This window comes from Mycetocola sp. JXN-3 (assembly GCF_014522285.1).
GTDB classification, from domain to species: Bacteria; Actinomycetota; Actinomycetes; order Actinomycetales; family Microbacteriaceae; genus Mycetocola; species Mycetocola saprophilus.
This window is the reverse complement of sequence record NZ_CP041635.1, coordinates 1,675,691-1,695,153: the sequence shown is the minus strand read 5'-3', so window position 1 is coordinate 1,695,153 and position 19,463 is coordinate 1,675,691. Positions and strand designations below refer to the sequence as shown.

Annotated in this window: 21 protein-coding genes and 1 other RNA gene; 15 read left to right on the top strand and 7 right to left on the bottom strand. The window is 63.1% G+C overall.

Features of this window, described 5'->3' with window-relative positions; all coding sequences use genetic code 11:
* The first annotated feature begins 80 nt into the window (after nt 1-80).
* From C7C57_RS07875 to C7C57_RS07845, 7 genes are all read left to right on the top strand, one after another.
* Complete coding sequence (locus tag C7C57_RS07875) at nt 81-596, top strand: hypothetical protein (protein WP_187978212.1); 516 nt, start codon at nt 81-83, stop codon at nt 594-596.
* A gap of 213 nt (nt 597-809) precedes the next feature.
* Entirely contained in the window at nt 810-1,256 is a 447-nt protein-coding gene (locus tag C7C57_RS07870) for a hypothetical protein (RefSeq protein ID WP_187978211.1), read from the top strand.
* 220 nt (nt 1,257-1,476) lie between these two features.
* Complete coding sequence (locus C7C57_RS07865; protein ID WP_187978210.1) at nt 1,477-1,803, top strand: hypothetical protein; 327 nt, start codon at nt 1,477-1,479, stop codon at nt 1,801-1,803.
* Nucleotides 1,800-2,195 carry a hypothetical protein gene (locus tag C7C57_RS07860; RefSeq protein ID WP_187978209.1) on the top strand — a complete coding sequence of 132 codons (396 nt, stop codon included), beginning with the start codon at nt 1,800-1,802 and terminating at the stop codon, nt 2,193-2,195. The genes C7C57_RS07865 and C7C57_RS07860 overlap by 4 nt, the downstream gene beginning before the upstream one ends.
* Nucleotides 2,196-2,277: 82 nt before the next feature.
* Nucleotides 2,278-2,685 (top strand): hypothetical protein, encoded by a 408-nt coding sequence (locus C7C57_RS07855; protein WP_187978208.1) that lies wholly within the window; start codon nt 2,278-2,280, stop codon nt 2,683-2,685.
* 72 nt (nt 2,686-2,757) lie between these two features.
* Nucleotides 2,758-3,309, top strand: a complete 552-nt coding sequence (locus C7C57_RS07850; protein WP_187978207.1) for a hypothetical protein — start codon at nt 2,758-2,760, stop codon at nt 3,307-3,309.
* A complete protein-coding gene (locus tag C7C57_RS07845) occupies nt 3,306-3,962 on the top strand; it encodes a hypothetical protein (protein ID WP_187978206.1) in 657 nt (218 codons plus the stop codon). Before C7C57_RS07850 ends, C7C57_RS07845 begins: the two co-directional genes overlap by 4 nt.
* Before the next feature lie 60 nt (nt 3,963-4,022).
* On the opposite strand, the gene rnpB is transcribed toward C7C57_RS07845, so the two are convergent.
* From rnpB to C7C57_RS07830, 3 genes are all read right to left on the bottom strand, one after another.
* Nucleotides 4,023-4,384: RNase P RNA component class A (gene rnpB, locus C7C57_RS07840), an RNA gene on the bottom strand.
* A 69-nt stretch (nt 4,385-4,453) separates the two neighbouring features.
* Nucleotides 4,454-5,209, bottom strand: a complete 756-nt coding sequence (locus C7C57_RS07835) for a zinc ribbon domain-containing protein (protein ID WP_187978205.1) — start codon at nt 5,207-5,209, stop codon at nt 4,454-4,456.
* A 34-nt stretch (nt 5,210-5,243) separates the two neighbouring features.
* Nucleotides 5,244-6,062, bottom strand: coding sequence for a Nif3-like dinuclear metal center hexameric protein (locus C7C57_RS07830; RefSeq protein ID WP_187978204.1), 819 nt, complete (start codon nt 6,060-6,062; stop codon nt 5,244-5,246).
* A gap of 184 nt (nt 6,063-6,246) precedes the next feature.
* Between C7C57_RS07830 and C7C57_RS07825 the strand changes: the two genes are divergently transcribed.
* The 3 genes from C7C57_RS07825 to C7C57_RS07815 all read left to right on the top strand — a co-directional run bounded on the left by C7C57_RS07825 (nt 6,247) and on the right by C7C57_RS07815 (nt 9,824).
* Entirely contained in the window at nt 6,247-6,684 is a 438-nt protein-coding gene (locus C7C57_RS07825; protein WP_187978203.1) for an acyl-CoA thioesterase, read from the top strand.
* Nucleotides 6,685-6,917: 233 nt separating this feature from the next.
* Complete coding sequence (locus C7C57_RS07820; protein WP_187978202.1) at nt 6,918-8,507, top strand: glycoside hydrolase family 44 protein; 1,590 nt, start codon at nt 6,918-6,920, stop codon at nt 8,505-8,507.
* Nucleotides 8,508-8,588: 81 nt separating this feature from the next.
* Nucleotides 8,589-9,824, top strand: a complete 1,236-nt coding sequence (locus C7C57_RS07815; RefSeq protein ID WP_187978201.1) for an ROK family transcriptional regulator — start codon at nt 8,589-8,591, stop codon at nt 9,822-9,824.
* 82 nt (nt 9,825-9,906) lie between these two features.
* Here the strand turns inward: C7C57_RS07815 and C7C57_RS07810 are convergent, their stop codons facing one another.
* Complete coding sequence (locus tag C7C57_RS07810; RefSeq protein WP_187978200.1) at nt 9,907-11,241, bottom strand: enolase C-terminal domain-like protein; 1,335 nt, start codon at nt 11,239-11,241, stop codon at nt 9,907-9,909.
* Nucleotides 11,242-11,408: 167 nt separating this feature from the next.
* On the opposite strand from C7C57_RS07810, the gene C7C57_RS07805 reads away from it, so the two are divergent.
* The 5 genes from C7C57_RS07805 to C7C57_RS07785 are packed head-to-tail and all read left to right on the top strand — an operon-like array spanning nt 11,409 to nt 16,528.
* Complete coding sequence (locus tag C7C57_RS07805) at nt 11,409-12,797, top strand: ABC transporter substrate-binding protein (protein ID WP_223144804.1); 1,389 nt, start codon at nt 11,409-11,411, stop codon at nt 12,795-12,797.
* A 3-nt stretch (nt 12,798-12,800) separates the two neighbouring features.
* A complete protein-coding gene (locus tag C7C57_RS07800) occupies nt 12,801-13,856 on the top strand; it encodes a carbohydrate ABC transporter permease (RefSeq protein ID WP_187978199.1) in 1,056 nt (351 codons plus the stop codon).
* Entirely contained in the window at nt 13,856-14,758 is a 903-nt protein-coding gene (locus tag C7C57_RS07795) for a carbohydrate ABC transporter permease (protein ID WP_223144803.1), read from the top strand. Before C7C57_RS07800 ends, C7C57_RS07795 begins: the two co-directional genes overlap by 1 nt.
* 8 nt (nt 14,759-14,766) lie before the next feature.
* Nucleotides 14,767-15,636, top strand: a complete 870-nt coding sequence (locus C7C57_RS07790) for an NAD(P)-dependent oxidoreductase (protein WP_187978198.1) — start codon at nt 14,767-14,769, stop codon at nt 15,634-15,636.
* Nucleotides 15,629-16,528, top strand: coding sequence for a hypothetical protein (locus tag C7C57_RS07785; RefSeq protein ID WP_187978197.1), 900 nt, complete (start codon nt 15,629-15,631; stop codon nt 16,526-16,528). Before C7C57_RS07790 ends, C7C57_RS07785 begins: the two co-directional genes overlap by 8 nt.
* Nucleotides 16,529-16,610: 82 nt before the next feature.
* Here C7C57_RS07785 and C7C57_RS07780 read toward each other — a convergent pair whose 3' ends face one another.
* From C7C57_RS07780 to C7C57_RS07770, 3 genes are all read right to left on the bottom strand, one after another.
* Nucleotides 16,611-18,122: a DUF6119 family protein gene (locus tag C7C57_RS07780; protein ID WP_187978196.1), complete on the bottom strand. Its 1,512-nt coding sequence runs from the start codon at nt 18,120-18,122 to the stop codon at nt 16,611-16,613.
* A gap of 120 nt (nt 18,123-18,242) precedes the next feature.
* Nucleotides 18,243-18,839 carry a short chain dehydrogenase gene (locus C7C57_RS07775; protein WP_187978195.1) on the bottom strand — a complete coding sequence of 199 codons (597 nt, stop codon included), beginning with the start codon at nt 18,837-18,839 and terminating at the stop codon, nt 18,243-18,245.
* Between the two features lie 191 nt (nt 18,840-19,030).
* Nucleotides 19,031-19,408, bottom strand: a complete 378-nt coding sequence (locus C7C57_RS07770) for a helix-turn-helix domain-containing protein (protein ID WP_187978194.1) — start codon at nt 19,406-19,408, stop codon at nt 19,031-19,033.
* Between the last annotated feature and the right edge of the window lie 55 nt (nt 19,409-19,463).

Sequence of the window (19,463 nt, the reverse complement as noted above, 5' to 3'; positions counted from 1 at the left end):
TCCATGGACGTACAGGCGGTTGATCCGTTCACCGGACGAACGATCCCTAAAACAAACCCGCTCTGGCATTTGGAATTCTAATGACAACTATCGCTGAATATCTGTTTTCTGACCATCGGCTCGCCAAGCTCGGTAGGCCCGAGGCCGATGCGTTGCGCGAGCGAGATGCGCTTAGCGATGCAGCCATTTTGGACTTTAAATATGATGCGACACTTCTCACGCTATGGGTGTTATTTGATTGTCGCGGAACCTTGAACATGCGCGATGGAAATGTGGCGATCATCGTCGCCAATAACGTGACTTCCTTGCAGTGGTCAGCTCCCCCAGTGAAACGCAGAATTTGGCGTTCAGTTTCACGATCGAACCCTGAACTGACGTCTCAACATTTCAACATGACAATCAATTTTGAGCTCTCGGTTGCTGACAACGGTGAATCACTTTCCTTTTCCTGTACCACCGCTGAATTCCACGTTGGCGATATACCGGGCGGCGATGAAGCTCCGCCTGACTTTTCCGACGATAGTGACGAAGAGATTCGCGCCGGGCTTGCGAGCTGGGATTCACCATTCACTCCGATTCATTCCTCCACAATTTGAACGGGGTCCAGATGGAGAAGCTGTTCAAAGATATATCGCCGCAAAAAAGTCGGCACTTTCTTTTCATAGGACCACGCCAATACCTTGTTCGGCCTGAGAATGGGGTGGAACGTGAGGTTGACTGGGACAGTCTCTTCAACTGGCTTGAGCCCAGCGGCTTGCGAGTTGATTTTCAGTTCTGTGTCGGCTTGGCGCGCAAGAGACTACTAGCCGATGACTTGGAAGCTTGGACGGCATACCCGTCCGGAAATCGTGTGGTACTACCGGTCAGCTAATCTCAATCATTGCAGAGGGCCGGACCGTAGTCCCCCTGGGCGCAATCGTCAATACGCGTTCTCACGTATTGGTTGGGCTGCCTTGAGCGAACATGAAGTGGATGAACTAGCAAAGGACTCACGAAAGATGAAACTCTTCCGGGATATTTCTCCTTCGCGACGTGCATTTAACCTTTTCGCCAAGCCAAGCAGATTTGTCGCTCGTGACGAAAACGGATTCGAACGAGAGCTGAGTTTTGACGAGTTGTCTGAGTGGCTCAACGTAACTGATTCGCGGGCGGATTTCTATCTCTGCTTGGGCAATGCCAGAGCGTTACAAAAGGCCGGGGATTTGACCTCGTGGATCGAGTATCCGTCCGGAAACAAAACTAGATTGCCCGCTTAGAAGGGCGAGTCTTACTGACGAAACTGAAGGGACGTCAATCGTGACGGTTTTCAACTTTTACATCGGACGTGCAACCAACCTGCACGGGGCAGAGACTCTATTGTATGAATCGATTACCCAGATGGATATCGAATCGAGCTCACGGACGTCGGTACGAGAGTGAGGGGGTAGGTTGAATTATTTACTTAACGCACTTCCGTTGCGAATCGTGGAGGCAAGTGTGGCACCGGATCCGATACTTGTGCTGAGCGGCTTAGACTGGGGCGCTAATTTCATGTGTCCGTGGGTCCTTCGTGGTCCTGGGATTCTCATCGATTCCGATAATCGCGGACCCGAAGATGGCGAAAGTCTCCCGATCACAAATCATGACCTTCGGGTGCTTGTAGGGCGGGAGATCGTCGCCGTCACCTCCGATCCGGACATGATCGATTTCGTTCTTCACCTCGACGGTGAACTTGACCTCGCCGTCTACACGGACAGCGACGTCGATCCGTGGATGATCGAACTACCCGAAATTACGCTTACCGGCTCGGCCCCAGCCGAGTGAGTGCTTCTCCGAGTTTCACGCAGCTCATTACGGACGCGCTCCCCTTGCGTATCGAGGTCGCCGAGATGGGTCCGGACCCGATTCTGCTCCTTCGTGGAAACGGATGGTATTCCAGCTTTCTTTGTCCGTGGATCCTCGCCGGTCCCCAGATAAAAATCGATCCGGAGAACAGAGAAATCATCGATCAGAGTAACGTCCTCACAAACAGAGACGTCGAGTTCCTCATCAATCGAGATGTTGTTGGAATCACTTCCGACGCCGACATGATTGACTTCACCCTGCACATTTCAGGGGACGTTGATCTCATCGTGCACACGGATAGCGACTTCGATCCCTGGATCATCGGTCTGCCCGACCGAACCCTTATCGGAGCGCTGCATTTTGGCCGGTGATCACTCGCAAGATGCCACCGCCGGCCACCTGAGGGAACCGGGAGATCGGTCAGTGTGGAAACGGGAGAATGGGTAACGGAGCATGGTGACGATTCATAGAGCATCCGAGTCGAATCTCGATATTGTGGAATCCGCCCTGCCGCTTCGGATCACCTATGCCAACATGGCACCGGATCCGTTTCTGACGCTGAGCGGTGACGGCTGGGGTTCGAACTATACCTGTCCGTGGGTTCTTCGTGGGCCGGGCATCCTCATTGATCCCGAGGCGAGGGATGAACTCACGGACGAGAATCAAATCACCAATGATGACATTGCATTTCTCATTGGGAGGGAGATCATCGGGATCACTTCGGGACCGGACATGATCGATCCGATTCTCCACATTACCGGGGGTATCAGCCTTGAAGTGACAGCGGATACCTTTGTTGACCCCTGGATGATCCGCCTCCCCGACATTGTCATTGTGGGCACTATGGCACCGCCGGAATAGTTCATTTGGGTGAGAGCGGGAGCTTTTGCACTGACTTTTCGGTACTGTCTCTTGAGGGGATTTGGAGACCAGATGCACACAATCTCGGAGTTTTTGTATTCACCGGAACGGTTTGATGAGAGGGGCGATCCGGAGGCCGACGCGCTGAGGGAAACTCATGCGCTGCAGGACGCGGCCATCCTGGATCTCAAGTTTGATGCGACGCTCCTCACGCTGTGGGTCCTATTCGACTGCCGTGGAACCCTGTTCATGCGCGACGGCAACGTCGCAATTCTGGTCGCACAGAATGTCTCAACCTTTGAATGGTTTTCTCCTCCCCGAGAATCGAGACGATGGCGAGCGGTCGCGGGATCGATCCCCAAAATCGGACCGCAGCAGTTTTCGATGAAATTGCACGTGGGCTATGGGCCCGGTGATCGTAAGCAGCGACTCACGTTTTCTGCGGCCACCGCCGAATTCTATGTGGGAGACATTCCCGGCGGAGACGAGGCACCCCCAGACTTTGGCGAAGACAGCGACGAACGCATTCGCGCGGGACTCGCACACTGGGACTCACCATTCACCATCATCCACTCATCGATGATCCGGCCGGTGGACCGGAGCGAACAGGAAAACGCCGGGTGAGCGATGCGGAGGTACGCATGAAACTCTTTCGGGATATTTCTCCCCGACACGGGTTATTTGGCGAGTTTCGGGGACTACGAAGGTTTGAGATTCTCGACTCGGACGGGCGGCGGAAGGAGCTCTCCCTCGCCGACCTCTCCGCCTTGCTCGAACCGGATGAAACGGGTTCCCAACGTGCGTACTGTCTCGAACGGGCGCGGGTACTCAACCAGGCCGGCGGTTTCAACCTGTGGACCCAGTTTCCCACGGGCAAAAGCATCACCAAACGGCGGGTGGAATTCGCCAGGGAGGCGTTCCCGCTGCACATCACGTTTGCGGGAATGGGACCCGATCCGATCCTGCTGCTTCGAGGGGATAACTGGCACTCAAATTTCTGGGGCCCGTGGACTCTCAGAGGCACGGACTTTCACCTCGACATCGATGACACCAGGGCTTACACCGGGACCGATGAGTACCTGACCGACGCGGATGTCGCTTTTCTGATCGGACACGATGTGATCGGCATCACCTCCGATCCCAACATGATCGCCTTTACCCTTCATCTCAGCGGAAACCTGAACCTCGCCGTGATCACCGACCAGGACGAGTACGAGCCGTGGCTGATTTGTCTTCCGGAGAGATACCTGGTGGGGACCCTGCACCCCGAGCCGTAGCCAGATAAAATGCCGCGGCCCCTCCGTATATTCGGAGGGGCCGCGGCGTTTTACGTGGTGGGAATGGGCCGACTCTTACGCCGGGTTCTGTCCCGAGGGAAATCCCTCATGGGCGACCATCTATCTAGGCCCGCCGTTGCCGACGGGCTCAAGCAATCTACCCGGAAACGGGACGAGCAGCCCCATGGTTTCCTGTCTGATCTTGCTCCGAGCGAGGTTTACCAAGCCGGCCGGGTCACCCCGGTCGCTGGTGGGCTCTTACCCCACCGTTTCACCCTTACCCCCGGAAAACCGGTGGCGGTCTATTCTCTGTTGCACTGTCTCGCGGGTTACCCCGGGTGGATGTTATCCACCGCCCTGCTCTGTGGAGCCCGGACGTTCCTCGTCATCGTTGCCGATGCCGCGATCGCCTTGCCGACCCATTCACCACTACTGTAGCGCGCGCGGCGCCCGCATCCCATTCGGGACCGGCGCGGCGCACGCCGCAGCGGCTAGGCCTGGGTCTGACCCCAGAGGCCGGACTCCTCGGTGCGGACCATGATCGCCGAGCACTCGGGGCACTGCAGCACCTCGTCGAGACCGGCGTTGCGCACGGCCTCCAGCTCGTTGCCGGTGGAGGCAATCTTGCAGGCACCACAGGCACCACGCTGGAACAGGGCCGCGCCCACACCACCGCGCGAGCGGACCCGCTCGTACAGGGCGAGCAGGGTCTCATCCATGCCGATGGTGAGGTTGCCACGCAGGTTTTCCTGGGCCGAGAGCTCCTCGGCGATGACCTCAAGGGACTCATCGCGGCTGGCCTCGACGGTCTGGATCTGCCCGGTGATCTCGGCCTCGGCGCTGCGGCTGCCGTCCAGGACCGCCTGGGCGGCCTCGACGGCCTCCATGCTGATCAGCTGCGCCTCATCCAGCACGCTGCGACGCACGCGCAGCGACTCCAGCTCGGCCTGAATGCCGCTGAGGGCCTGCGGGGTGGCGCTGCCGGATTCGATCAGGTGGTTGTCGCGGGCGATGCGTGCATCCACCACGGCCGAGTCGGCCTCGAGGCGGTCCAGCTCCACCTTGACGTCCTCGAAGCTGCCGAGGTCGCGGGCCAGGGTTCCCCGGGCGGCGTCACGGTCGGCCTCCAGCGAGGTCAGGGCGGCGAGCTCGGGCAGGCTGTGGCGACGGTGGGCGAGCTTGGTGATCTCGGCGTCGATGGCCTGCAGGTCGAGGAGTTTGGCTTGCGCGGCGGCGGTGGCTTTCACGGGTTCTCTTTCGCTGGGAGTGGGAGGCATGGTGTCACTGGGTGACAACAAAGTCCCACGGGTCGGTGCGGATATCGCTCACCGTGACGGTGAGCTCGGGCAGGGAGGCACGGAGCTGCGCGGCGGCGGCATCCAGCCACAGCCATTCACTTGCCCAGTGCGAGGTATCGATGAGCGCGGGTCCCGATCCCAGCAGCGCCTGTTCGCGCGCCTCGGATGCGGGATGGTGACGCAGATCGCTGGTGATGTAGAGGTCGGCACCGCGGACGGCATCCTCGCCCAGCAGGGAGTCCCCGGCACCGGCACACAGCGCGATGGTGCGGATCTCCCGGTCGTATTCTCCGGCCGCGCGGATTCCGGTCGCGGTCGCGGGGAGGATCTCGGCGAGCTCGCGCGCGATCTGGCCCAGGGTCTTGGGCTCGGGCAGGGTGCCCACCCGACCGATCCCGCGGGTCGGGGATTCACCGGGCAGGATGGGACTGGTCTCGACCAGGCCCAGTCGGTCGGCAAGAACCTGCGAGGTACCCGCCTCGACCACATCGGCGTTGGTGTGGGCGGCCAGCAGGGCGGCGCCACCACGAATCAGCGTGTGGATGACCGATCCCTTATAGCGGTCGGCGGCCACCGAGGTCACCCCGCGCAGGAGGAGCGGATGGTGGGTGATCAGCAGCTGGGCCCCCACCGACAGGGTTTCGGCGGCGGTGTCGGCCACCGGATCCACCGCGAGGTGCACCGCGGAGACCGGCTCGCGCGGGTCGCCGGCGATCAGCCCGGACGCATCCCAATCGGATGCGCCACGCGCCGGCCAGAGGCGTTCGGTCACGTCGAGGATCTGCTGCAGTGTGTAGGTCACGACTCCAGGATACGGCCTCCCGGACCCCGCGCGCTCCGGGCATGCCGAGAACGCGGCGCACGGAACCGACGCGCGCGACGCTTCGACACACCGAGGCCACATTCAGACCCCGGGTTTAGGATGGAATTCCGTAGCGACCAGCGCCGTTCCCTGCTTCCCGTCCCCCGAACCGGAAGGAGGAGCAATGAGCTCCGATCACGAAATCAATTTCCGCACCCGCAAGTGGGTGCGTCCCGAGGATCTCAACGCGAATGGCACCCTGTTTGGTGGCAGCCTGCTGCGTTGGATCGATGAGGAGGCGGCGATCTACGCGATCCTCCAGCTGGGTAACCACCGCGTGGTCACCAAGCTGATCTCGGAGATCAACTTTGTCAGCTCCGCCAGGCAGGGCGACATTATCGAGATGGGTCTGCGCGCCACCAACTTTGGTCGCACCTCGCTGACCATGCGCGCCGAGGTGCGCAACATGTTCACCCGCCAGTCGATCCTGACCATCGAGAAGATCGTGTTTGTGAACCTGGACGAGTCGGGCACCCCGGTCCCCCACGGCTATGACACGATCACCCTGAATCGCGACCGCCTGCCGCACGGCATCAGTCCCGCGGATATCGTGACCGTCTAGCCGACACGGCCCGCGAACCCGCGGGTCCCCGGCCCCACAGCCCCACGGCTCCACAGCCCCACGGGCCCGCATCACCCCACGTCGCCCCCGGAACCCGCTTCCGGGGGCGACGCGTTTTTCGACGGTCGATAGATAGTAAATCCTTTTGATTTACTATAAAGTGACATCAGAGCCCGAGCGCGATATTCGACGCTCGCCCGCACCGTCCACATCACCGTCGAAAGGACCCCCGCGTGACCTCCCCCCTGATCCTCTCCGGCAACGCCGCCGCCCCCGGAACCCCGCTTGCGCACTACTGGAGCACCGTGGTTGGTGCCGGCCGCGCGAATGAGGGCCTCCGCGCCGACTGGCAGCGCCAGCTCACCGAGGCCCGCGCGGTCGCCGACTTCCGCTATATCCGCTTCCACGGCCTGTTCCACGACGACATGTTTGTCTACACGGAAAAGGAGGACGGCACCCCGGTCTTCAACTTCCAGTACGTGGATGCACTGGTGGACGCGCTGCTCGACATCGGCATCCGCCCCTTTGTGGAGCTCGGCTTTAGCCCGCGCGCGCTGGCCCGGGAAACCGAAACCGTGTTCTGGTGGGGTGCCCACGGTGCCCCGCCCACCGACTCCGCGCGCTGGGCTGAGCTGATCGACCGCCTGGTTCGACACTGGATCCGCCGCTATGGCCTCGCCGAGGTGCGCACCTGGTACTTCGAGGTCTGGAACGAACCGAACCTCTGGGGCTTTTTCCACGGCACCCGCTCGGAGTACTTCGAGCTGTACCGGGTGAGCGCCGAGGCAATCAAGGCCATCGACCCGGGCCTGCGCGTGGGCGGCCCGGCAACCTCGAACTTCGTGCCCGACACCCGCTTCGACGGGGAAAAGGAAGACTTCGGCGCGCAGATCGTGGCCGGCCGCGACGACGTGGACACCCTGGACTGGCGCCCGGTCTGGCTCGATGCCTTCCTGGAATACTGCGCCGCCCACAACCTCCCGGTGGACTTCGTCTCGACCCATCCCTACCCCACCGACTGGGCGCTGGATGAGCACGGCCAGGGCGAGAAGCTCACCCGCGGCGTGGACGCGACCCCGACCGATCTGGCCACCATCCGCCGCATCGTCGACGAGAGCGTCTACCCGAACGCCGAGATTCACCTCACCGAGTGGAGCTCTTCCTCCTCGCCGCGGGACCACACCCACGACACCGTGCCCGCGGCGACGTTTGTGGTGCGCACGATCCTGCACTCGCTCGGCACCGTCGACTCGCTGGCCTACTGGGCCTTCACCGACGTGTTTGAGGAGGGCGGTGCCGGGGACGAACTCTTCCACGGCGGCTTTGGCATGTTCACCCTGCCGGGCATCCCCAAGCCCACCCTGCACGCCTATCGCATGCTCAACGGCCTGGGTGATGAGCTGATTGCACGCACCGACGGCACGATTCTCAGCCGGGACGCGGCATCGGGGTGCCTGAGCGCGCTGGTCTATCACTATCCGAATGAGCAGCCCAAGTCGATCCCCGCGTCCTTTGACTCCCGCGAGGTCGCCGACGCCAACGGTCGGATCGGCTCGCCGCGGACCCTGAGTATCCGCCTGGAGGCTCTGCCCGCGGGTGCCCGCTTCGAGGTGGAAACCCTGGATCTGGAGCACGGGAACGCGATCGCCGAGTGGCGGAAACTCGGCGAGCCCGAGGCCCCGACCCGCGAGGAGCTGGCGCTGATCAACCGCGGCGCGCGTGCCACCGCCCTTTTCACGGTTTCAGCCGATGAGAGTGGTATTCTCGCGAGTGAATTAGAGGTTTCCCCCTGGGCGATTGTTGCGTTGCGACAACTACCCTAGGCCCACGCATCACGGTGTGGGCGACGGCAGCGCACCCGTGGCCCACACCCCCGTTCAGTCCCGGAAGGAAATTCGCCACCCATGGCCAGACCCTCGCATCCCACCGAGCAGACGCCGGTCTCCGCGCGCCGCGGCACCAACCTGCCCCGCCTCAAGAACTTCAACGAGTCGGTGGTCCTGGATTCGCTGCGTCGCGCCCCCGACGGGCTGAGCCGGGTCGAGCTGGCCACCGCGAGCGGGCTCTCGGCGCAGACGGTCTCGAATATCTGCCGCCGGCTGATCGATCAGGGCGTGATTCTGGATGAGGGCACCGTGGTTCCCTCGGCCGCCGGGGTCGGGGGCAAGCGGCGCACGCTGCTGCACCTGAACCCCGATGCCTACTATGCGATCGGTGTGCACCTGGACCCGGCGGTCGCCACCGTCGCGGTGCTGAACGTGACCGGCGCGGTGCTGGCCGAGCGCCGCCACCCGATGCACGATGTGACCGAGCCCGACCGGGTGCTTGCCGACATCGCCCGCCTGGTATCCGAGCTGATCGAGAGCGCGAAGCTTCCGCGGGACCGGATCCTGGGTCTCGGGGTGGCTGCCCCCGGCCCGATCGACCTGGATTCCGGGGTCATCATCGATCCCCCGCAGCTGCGGGGCTGGGGTCGCGTCCCCGTGCGGGACCGCCTGGCCGAGCTCACCGGGCTGCCGGTCATCCTGGACAAGGACGTCACCGCGGCGGTCATCGCCGAGCGCTGGGCCGCCGGGCCCGCGGCCGCCGATGTCGACACGTTTGTGTTTTTCTATATCGGCACCGGCTCGGGTATGGGCCTGGTGGTGAACGACACCGTGCTGCGCGGCGTCTCGGGCAACGCGGGCGAGGTCGGCGGATTGGATGCGTCCTGCACCACCCGCGACCTGGCCGAGGAGGGGGTGCGCCGCGGCGTGCTGACCGGTCTGAGTCTGCCCGTCTCCCCCACCGAGGCCGAGGACGCGCTGGTCGACCTGGTCCGCATCGCCCACGATGGTGATGCCGAGGCCCGCGACATCATCGACGGCTGGGCGCGCCGGGTTGGCCGCGGGGTTGCCGCCGCCGCAACCCTGGTGGATGCGCCGCTGATCATCTTCGGCGGTCCCGCCTGGACCCTACTCGCCGAGCGTTTCCTGCCGATCGTGCGCGAGATCGTGGACGCCTCCCCGTTTGTGGAGAAGACCCGCGAGACGGTGGTCACCACCAGCGCCCTGGGCGACGCCGTCGGCGCCATCGGTGCCGCCTCCCTCGTGCTCGACACCCTGCTTTCGGTCCAGCCGCAGTCGCTGGTGCTCCAGTAGGGACCGCCCAACCGCCGCCTCTCACGCAGGAACCCCGTTGCGAAATATCGCAACGGGGTTCCTGCGAATCAGGGCGCCGGGACTAGGGTCGCTGGGCCGCGCCGTCGGTCGCGCGCAGCAGGGCCCAGCGGTCGTGCTGTCCGGGGGCGGTGACCGGGTACTTCCGGGCGGCCGCCTCATCGAAGTCCACGCCGAGGCCGGGCTTGGTGCTCGGGTAGAGCACGCCGCCCCGGGCGACCGGGGCGCCGGGGAATACCTCGAGGGTGGCCTCACGGAATCCGGCGGCCTCCTGCACGCCGAATGCATGGGAGGACACGTTCATCGCCACGTTCGCCGCCTGGCCGAGCGGGCTGACGTCGCCCGGGCCATGCGGGGCCGAGCGCACGCCGAACAGTTCGGCGGCCGCCAGGATCTTGCGGGTCGTGGTGAGTCCGCCCAGGGTGGGGATCCGCAGCCGGGCGAAGTCGATCGAGCGGGTGGCGAACAGGCGCGTGTACTGGGACGCCTCGGTGTACAGCTCGCCCACCGCGAGCGGGGTGGATCCGGCCAGGCGCATCTCGGCAAAGTGGTCGGCGTCCTCGGGGGCCAGCAGGTCCTCCACGAAGAACAGGCGGGCGGGCTCAATCTCGGCCATGAAGCGCCGCGCCTGGGCGGGGGTCAGTCGCTCATGCGAGTCGTGCAGCAGCTCAACGCCGTCGCCCACCAGCGAGCGGATCTCGGCCAGCACCGGCGGGACGTGGTGCAGGTAGGACAGCGAATCCCAGCGGTCCTCACGCAGGTGCCGGCGACGCTCCTCGGCGGCATCGGCGGCCGCGGTTCCGTAGGTGTCGGTTCCGGGCACCGCCACCTGCACACGCACGTGACGGTAGCCCTTCTCGGTGGCGGCCAGCACCTTGTCGGCAATCTCGCCGGCGGTGAAGCCATCCACGTGGGTGTAGGCGGCGGAACCGTTGCGGGCGCGTCCGCCGAAGAGCTCGTGCAGCGGCAGGCCCGCGCGCTTGCCGGTGATGTCCCACAGGGCCACGTCGATCCCGGCCAGGGCGTTATTGGCGATCGATCCGCCGCGCCAGTAGCCACTATTTAGGAGCAGGCGATGGATGTCCTCGATGTCGGCGGCGGGTCGGCCGATGATCATCGGGGCGAGGTAGTCGTTGACCACCGAGGCGATGGCCAGGGTGCGCTGCGGGTCACTCGAACACCCCAGCCCATACAGGCCGGGCACGTTGGTTTCGACCCGGACGATCACGTAGGGGCAGCCCTGTGGGGCGGTGAGGAAGGTGGTGACGCCGGTGATCCGCACGGTGTCGTCGCGGTCGAGGTCGGCGGGGTCGGTGTCCCAGGGTGCGCGGGCCAGCACCACTCCATCGGTGGGCTCGGCGGCGGTGAGGGCGAAGGGGAGATCGGGCGAAGTCGTCATTGTCTAGCGTTCCGTTTCGGGGTGGTGGCTGCTTTGCCAGGGGTCTTGGAAACGTGTCCCACACGGATTTTCGAATCCGCGTTGACACAGTCTATCAAATTGATTTAGATTCGTCATGTGTTCACCAACGACGGCAAACACCAACCCCCAGCGAAAGGCACCACACAGTGAAAAGACATCGGAGTCTCACACGAACAGCGGCTTTAGCCACAACCCTGACCCTCGGACTCGCCCTCACCGCCTGCGCCTCCGGCGGCGACAACGCGGGAGGCGGCGACGGCAAGTCGCTGACCCTCTGGACCTTCAAGCAGACCCACGCCACTGCCCTGGAAAAGACCGCCGAGGATTTCAAGGCCAAGACCGGCATCACGGTCAAGGTGCAGGCGATCACCCCGGATGACGCGTTTGTCACCAAGACCCAGGCCGCCGCCAAGACCGGCGACTTCCCGGACCTGCTCGAGGTCCACTCGCGCGGCGAGGACTTCACCTTCGGCGCGGCCGGACTGCTGGAAAACCTGGCCGACAAGATCACCCCCGAGTGGGACAGGAACTACCTCGAATCCGTGCGCAACGAGGGCACCGTGACCGCGGCGGACTTCAAGTCCTCGCAGGAAACCGGGTCGAAGATCGCCGGTGTCGAGGAGGGGCAGCGCCTGAGTGTGCCGCTGACCATCGGTACCTTCGGCATCGTCTATGCCAATAAGGAGCGTCTGGCCGCCGCGGGCATCACCGAAGCCCCCAAGACCTGGGAGGAGTTCATCGCCGCCCTGGATGCGGTCAAGAAGACCAACCCCGACAACGGCGGCGTGACGATCGGGCTCAAGTCCCCCTCCACTGGCTTGGAATGGCTGATGCAGCCGATGGGCTTCGGCCAGCTGGGCAAGGGCCCGTTCGAGGCCCTGTTTAAGGACGACAAGTCCAAGAACTGGAGTTCGGAGAACGGCACCAAGGTGCTCAGCGAGTACAACAAGATCAACCCGTACTGGATGCCGGGATCCCAGACCCTCGACATCGACCAGGCCGACCTGAGCTTCGCCCAGGGCAAGTCCTCGTTCCTGGTGGGTGGCACCTTCACACTCTCCTTCCTCAACCAGAACGGTTTTGACACCGAGAACCTGATGACTTTCCCGGTTCCGCCGCCCGCCGACGGCGCGGTCAAGGACCTGGCGCTGGCTCCGTTCTCGCTGACCGGTCTCTCGCTGTCCTCCTCGTCCAAGAACAAGGATGCGGCGCTCAAGTTCATGGAGTTTGTCTCCGAGCCCGACAACGCCAAGAAGTTCTCCACCAACGCCCTCGACCTCGCCCCGGTGGACCTCGGCGCGGACCCCTCCACGGAGGTCGGCCCGGTTCTCGGTGCGATGATGGCGGCGTTCGGCGAGGCCGGACCCAACACCTACAACCCGGGCGACACCTCCTACCGCCCCAACCAGTACGACCCGGGTGACGTGGGTGCGCTGCTGATGAACATGACCCCGCTCGCCCAGACCGATCCGGCGCAGACCGGGTCCAAGATGGCCGAGCTCATCGACTCCTACTGGGTCACCCAGAAGGGCTAAGCAATGACCAGCCACGTTACTCCCGACTCCGCCCTGCGCGGGGTCGGGGGTGACGGGGACCAGGACGGTCCCCGCCACTCCCCCAACACCGCGGCGGCCACCTCGTCGCCGTCCGCCGCCGCGCCGAGCTCGCCGGCGTCCCCGAAGAAGCGGCGCATCCGATACAACCGCACCGAATCCCGATGGGGCTACGCCTTTGTGGCCCCCGCCCTGATCCTGTTTGCGATCATGGGTGTCTATACGATCGGATACGGCCTGGCGCTGAGCTTCGCCCGCTGGAACGGCTTTAGTCCCAACTGGGAATGGGTCGGCTTCCAAAACTTCACCGACCTGCTCTTTGGCAGCAAGACGTATGCACCCCGCGTACAGGCGGCTGCCCTGAACACCCTGTGGGTGTGTATCGCGGTGCCGGTGCTGACCATCGCGGTGAGCTTCCCGCTGGCCATCATCCTGAACTCGGCCAAGCGGTTCCAGGGCATCCTGCGCTCGGTCTACTTTGTGCCCTACGTCACCACCGGCATCGCCGTGTACCTGGCGTGGCAGTACATCCTGGAGCCCAACGGGGCGATCAACGGCCTGCTCAGGGTGCTGGGCCTCGGATCCCTGACCCAGCCGCAGGGTTTTCTCGGCAATCCCGATACCGCCCTGCCCACGCTGATCATCGTGCTGGTCTGGTCGGCGGTCCCGGTGGCAATGCTGCTCTATCTCACCGGCCTGCAGTCCCTGGACACCTCGGTGTTTGAGGCCGCCACACTCGATGGCGCGGGATGGTGGCGCACCAATACGTCGATCGTCTGGCCGCTGCTGCGTGCCACCACCGGCATCGTGTTCCTGCTGAACCTGCGCGATGCACTGCAGGGCTTCCAAATCTTCCTGATCATGACCAACGGCGGGCCCGGCAACCACACCAACGTGCTGGGCCTGGAAACCTACCGCCTGGCGTTCCTGTCCGAGCTCTCCCCCACCCTGGGTCTGGCGAGCGCCCTCGGCTGGATGCTGTTCCTCGCCGCGCTCGCGATCGCCCTGATCAACCAACGACTCGAGAAGAGGGCCCAGTAGTGGTAGACCTCGCCCCCGCGCCCAGCGCGCGAAAATCCCCCGCATCCACGCCCTACGCCCCCAAGCCCTGGTACACCCGACTGTTTAACCTCAGCGGGAAAACCGTGGTGGGTCTGGTGCTTGGACTCTACGCGGTGGTCAGCCTGTATCCGTTTGCCTATATGGTCTCGGCGGCATTCAAAACCACCGAGGAGGTCAACGCCGGCAACAACCTGATCCCGGCCAATCCCACCCTCGACACCCTGATCGACACCTGGAATCGGCTGCACTTCTTCGACTTCTTCCTGAACAGCCTCTGGGTTACCGGTGCCACGACCCTCGGCGTGATCGTCATCTACTCCTGCGCCGCCTACGCCTTCTCGGTGCTGCGTTTCCGCGGCAAGACGCTGCTGTTCCGACTGTTCCTGGTGCTGCTGTTTGTGCCGGGCGTGGTCACCCTGCTGCCGGTGGTGATGTTGGAAAACGAGATGGGCATCCTGGGTACCCACCTGGGCTTGATCCTGCCCTTCATCAACGGATCGGCCCCGCTGGCGATCCTGCTGCTGACAAACGCGTTCAATGCGGTCCCCGGAGACCTACGCGAAGCTGCCCGCGTGGACGGTGCCGGGGAGCTGCGCATCTTCTCGCGGATCTACCTGCCGCTGGCGCGGCCCGCACTGATCACCATCGCGCTGCTCACCGCGATCCCCACCTGGAATGAGTATCAGCTGACCCGCGTCTCGCTGAACGATCCCACCCGCTACACCCTGCCCATTGCCCTCCAGAGCCTGCAACAGGGCGACACGGTTCAGTACAACACGCTCATGGCCGCGGCCCTGATCGTGGTGATTCCGATCATCATCCTGTTCTTCAGTCTGCAGCGCTACTTCGTGAACGGCCTCGTTGGGGCCGTGAAAGGTTAGGAACCTTCGTGAATACCATCTCCCTCACCCTCGTGATCACCGGTGCGGCCGGCGGGATCGGCGGTCCGGTCGCCCGGGCCGCCCTCGACGCCGGCTACCGGGTGATCGCCGCCGATCAGGCCCCGTTCGAACTGCCCGGCGCGGCCGCCACCCTGGTGGGCGACCTGCGCGACCAGGCGGTCGTGGATGCGGTGTTTGACGCCGCCGGGCCAGATGTCTATGCGGTGCTGCACCTGGCCGCGATCCCCTCACCCGGTCAGTTTGATGATCATGACACCCTGGTGCGCAACGTGTCCTCGGCCTACCGGGTGATCGGCAAAGCCGGCGAGCGCGGCGTCCGCCGGATCGTCGCGGTTTCCAGCGCCTCGGCCGTGGGCTTCGCCTGGGCCGACCGTGATTTGACCCCGGACTACCTGCCGGTGGATGAGGATCATCCGATCGTTGCCGTGGATACCTACGGCCTCTCCAAGGTGTTCATGGAGCAGATTGCCGCGTTTACCCACCGCCGCTGGCAGGTGCCGACCATCACGCTGCGCTTCCCGTTTGTGGGCACCGGCGAGCGCCTGCGGTACCGCCTGGACGAGATGGCACAGTCCCCGGCAACGGGCAGTCGCGACCTCTGGGCGTGGCTGGACACCCGGGATGCGGTGACTGCGATTCTGCGTTCGGCGGAGGTGCCCTTCGAGGGGTCCGCGGTGCTGAACATCAGCGCTCCGGACACCATGTCCCCCTGGCCCACACGGGAGATCGTCGCGGCGGCGTTCCCGGGCCTCGCGGTCCCGGAACGGGTCGCCGAATACGGCGGACTCTACGACACCACCCGAGCCGCAGATCTGCTGGGCCTCACCGAGTATCACGGATGGCGCGCCGGTGCCTAGCGCGCCGGCCCTCGACTCCACAGGGGTATCTCAGGCTCCGGATTCGCACACCCTGGTTTCCCTGACCCGGGACTCGCTCGGCGCACGAATCGATCCGATCGGGGCGCGCCTGGACTCGCTGATCTATTCCCAAGACGGCGGCGATCCGGTCGAGCTGCTCTACCGACGTGAGCCCGAGCCGGACCTGCCCACGGATGCACCGGGGTCCAACGGGCAGTGGCACCGACGCTATGCCGGCGGCTGGCACACCCTGGTCCCGCACTCCGGAGATGAGCGCAGAGTGGACGGGAACGCCCAGCCCTTCCACGGGGAGGCAGCCTGGAAAACCTGGCGAGTCTCCGCGGCATCCACGGCCCCGGGCTCGGCAGCGCGGGTGCACGCGAGCGTGACGCTGGACACGGTTCCGATACTACTCGAACGTGTGTTCGAACTAATCGACACCACACTGCGGATCACCCAGCGCGCAACCAACCTCGGCGAGCGCCCGCAGCCGATCAGCTGGGCCGAACACCCGGCGTTTGCACCACCACTGGTCGGCCCGGGGCTCGGCATCACGCTCGGCGAGAGTGTGCTCCCGCTGCACATCCCCACGCCGCCGGAGACCCACGGGGCGTTTGCCGCGTATCCGTGCGGCGCCATCGGACGTGCGGTCCTGGATAATCCGGTATCCGGACTGCGCGCCACGCTGGAGTGGGATGCCGAGCTGTTCCCCTATGCGTTCATCTGGCAGGAGCACCGGGCATCGCAGGGCTCCCCCTGGCATGGGATCGCAGACGTTCTGGCGGTCGAGCCCTCGGTGCGTCCCTACGATCCCGAGGATGAGCGTCTGGGCCCGCTGGTCATCGCGCCGGGCGACACCATCGCCACCACCTTCACGCTGACCCTGAATTAATTGAATGCTTAAGCGGGACGGCGACCCTAAGGGGTCACCGTCCCGCTGTGCAGAGCTGTCCTTATGCACGGACAGGTCCGTGTCACCTACGCCGTTTTGACACTTTTGCCTTATGGCTGAGCTTAATGACCGGATCAATGCCTGCATCTCGGCATTGACGAGCCCATTCTTCAATTTTCTGCTTAAGAATGATTGAACGCGAATCGGAGACCTTTGCAATTGAACCAACAGCTTCGTATCCCAACCACAAACAATATTTACCGAAACTAGGAAGCTTTTCCTTCAATCCGTCAGCGTGAATTAAAGAGATCACTATACTTGCCTGGTCCACGACGTAGTTGAGCTTTGGAGGTTCCCCAAACTTCACTGCGTAAACGGTATCCCCGCGACGCAAATCCCAAGCTTCTACTTGTGTATTGGCAGAAATTTGCGCAATTGTAAAGTCTTTATCTGCGACTTCATATCCATTTGCTGCTAGCGCTAAATTGAAAGAGCTTTCAGACCCAGCAATCTGCTTGTATGCAGGTTCAGTCTCCTCTACCTCGATTTCATCCAAAGCCTTGTCGAGCGCTTGAATGTAGTCCTCGTTAAATCGAAGCCATCTGCCAGCACTCAGCGCGACGTATTCGTCGCCGCTAACAAAGTCAACGCTCTGCCTCAGACGCTGCGAGTATTGACGCCCATCTTCGGTGTGATGTTGGACACTGATATCGAGAATCTTGTCCGCAGAAATCTCATTTTCCGAAACGAATGCTCGGACATCTTCAATACTTAGATTCTCAAGAAACTGGGAGCTTGAGTATCCGCTTTTCAGCGTAACGGTACCGTTGCCACCAAATACGAAATCCACTCCATAAAGGTCAAAGCTCTGACCAACCACCTCGGACGGCGCTTCACTCCCATTGCCCATAATCGAATTGACTAGAGCCTGATCAAGGCTCGCAATTTCCTCGGGATCGGACAAAACTATAGTGTGGGGTAATTCGAAAGCAGGGGCCTCGCCAAGCTGTGTTTGGATTTGGGAAAGAATCTCACCAATTCCATTTGAGTCAACTTGCACCACAAGCAGGCAAGACGAGCCGAACTTTCCTGCTTTACCAAAATGGGGTCGGAGATTCTCACGGATACGCGCCTGAAGAAACTCGACCGAACTTCCAGGCACAACATTCAACTGGGAATTCTCAACAAAACTTCTAATGTCTTTTCGCTGGTTTCCTTGAAACCGTCGTGATGACGTCTGCCGGATATCTGCCTTATCTGCAATACGTTTAGCGAGCTCAATCCCGAAATCAAAATCGCAAAACGGGCGCGCATAAAAGTGCGCTTTACCAAAGGTTACGACGAAAGCCGCCTTTTCCCGCGTAAATATCATCGCCCCAAAGTAAGCACGATTCTTAAACTCTCCCTCACCAATCAAACCTGAGAACTGTTCAACCCAAGAGACGATCACTGGATCGGGCGTGGTCGAAAAATAGAATTGGCCCTGCCATCCGTCCTGAGTGCTCGCACCGACTTCATTGAGACCAGATTTCTTAAACTTATTTACCAAACCCGGTAACTGCCCCGAGCTAACCTTAAAAATATTCAATTTCACCCCTCCACTGTGGCAGTACATGTGTTTTCTCAAAATCACCCAATCGGGGGCGTGAGAAAACTCCGTGCAACGCAAAACGGACGGCACCCCGCTCGGGATGCCGTCCGTTTGTGCGTGGGTTTACCAGCCGGCGCGGAAGATCTGTCCGGTCTGCTCACCGGCGACCGAGCGCAGGACCCACTGGGCCACCTCGGCGGCGGGCACCTGAGCAAAGCCACGGAATGCGCCGTGGTACTGGACGGATTCGGTGACCACGGTCGGGCTCACCGCGTTGATGCGGATCCCGCGCGGCAGCTCGGGCGCGGCCCCCACCACAAAACCGTTCACGGCCGAGTTGATGGCCGATGCGGCCGCCGAGCCGGCCACCGGGTGGTCGGTCAGGATGCCGCTCACCAGGGTGAACGAGCCGCCGTCGGCCACGTGGGCGGTTCCGCGCTGCACGGTCTCTACCTGGCCGAGGAACTTGCTGGCCAATCCCGATTCGAAGTTTTCCCGGGTGAGCTCACCCAGCGGGGCGAATGGAATCTCGCCACCCAGGACCACCACGGCTTCAAACGGAGCGTGGTCGGCAAACAGGGCATCGAGGGTGTCGGGGCGGGTGAAATCCACCGCGGGGGTTGTCGAACGCCCCACCCCCAGCACGTCATAGTGCTCACTCAGGGCGGCCACGGCCGCGCGCCCAATCTCACCGGTGGCGCCAATTACCAGGACGGTCATCAGATTCCCCTCACATTCAGGATGCACAAAGGTGTGCACGCGTGAATACAACCACATTCGCGCCGGGGTATTCCACCGGTGTGGCACGGGATGCCGCGAGCGGGGGCGCCGGGAAGCTCGGACTCTGGCCAGCGCAGGCCGAGCGGCACGGCCTCGGCGTTGTGCAAAGCGCGACGCCGCGAAGCGAGGGCTCAGGCCGCGCTGCCCGCCAGCTCATCGTAGGTCTCCCGCGCATCCTGCACCCCGCCCATGTGCTCGCGCGCCCAGTCCTCCAGCGCGCGCAGCGGCTCCTGCAGGGTTTCCCCCACCGGGGTCAGCGCGTACTCCACTCGCGGGGGCATCTCGGCAAACACCGTGCGTCGCACCAGGCCGTCACGCTCCAGGCCGCGCAGGGTCTGGGTCAGCATTTTTTGCGAGACCCCGTCCACCCGGCGCGAGATCTCCCCGAACCGGCGCGGTCCCTCGCCCAGGGCCCCGACAATGAGCACCGTCCAGCGATCCCCGATCCGATCCAGGAGCCGGCGCGTGGGGCAGTTTCGATCGTAGGGATCCATTGCCAACTGCGTCATTTTTCTTCTCATTTCGCCGAAAATGCATGGTTACCGCAAAGTGCCTACTTCACAC

Excerpts from the sequence above, each read along its gene's own strand:
- C7C57_RS07875 (WP_187978212.1), top strand. The coding sequence starts at position 81 with ATGACAACTATCGCTGAATATCTGTTTTCTGACCATCGGCTCGCCAAG.
- C7C57_RS07870 (WP_187978211.1), top strand. The coding sequence starts at position 810 with ATGACTTGGAAGCTTGGACGGCATACCCGTCCGGAAATCGTGTGGTAC.
- C7C57_RS07855 (WP_187978208.1), top strand. The coding sequence starts at position 2,278 with ATGGTGACGATTCATAGAGCATCCGAGTCGAATCTCGATATTGTGGAA.
- C7C57_RS07850 (WP_187978207.1), top strand. The coding sequence starts at position 2,758 with ATGCACACAATCTCGGAGTTTTTGTATTCACCGGAACGGTTTGATGAG.
- C7C57_RS07825 (WP_187978203.1), top strand. The coding sequence starts at position 6,247 with ATGAGCTCCGATCACGAAATCAATTTCCGCACCCGCAAGTGGGTGCGT.
- C7C57_RS07815 (WP_187978201.1), top strand. The coding sequence starts at position 8,589 with ATGGCCAGACCCTCGCATCCCACCGAGCAGACGCCGGTCTCCGCGCGC.
- C7C57_RS07810 (WP_187978200.1), bottom strand. The coding sequence starts at position 11,241 with ATGACGACTTCGCCCGATCTCCCCTTCGCCCTCACCGCCGCCGAGCCC.
- C7C57_RS07800 (WP_187978199.1), top strand. The coding sequence starts at position 12,801 with ATGACCAGCCACGTTACTCCCGACTCCGCCCTGCGCGGGGTCGGGGGT.
- C7C57_RS07775 (WP_187978195.1), bottom strand. The coding sequence starts at position 18,839 with ATGACCGTCCTGGTAATTGGCGCCACCGGTGAGATTGGGCGCGCGGCC.
- C7C57_RS07770 (WP_187978194.1), bottom strand. The coding sequence starts at position 19,408 with ATGACGCAGTTGGCAATGGATCCCTACGATCGAAACTGCCCCACGCGC.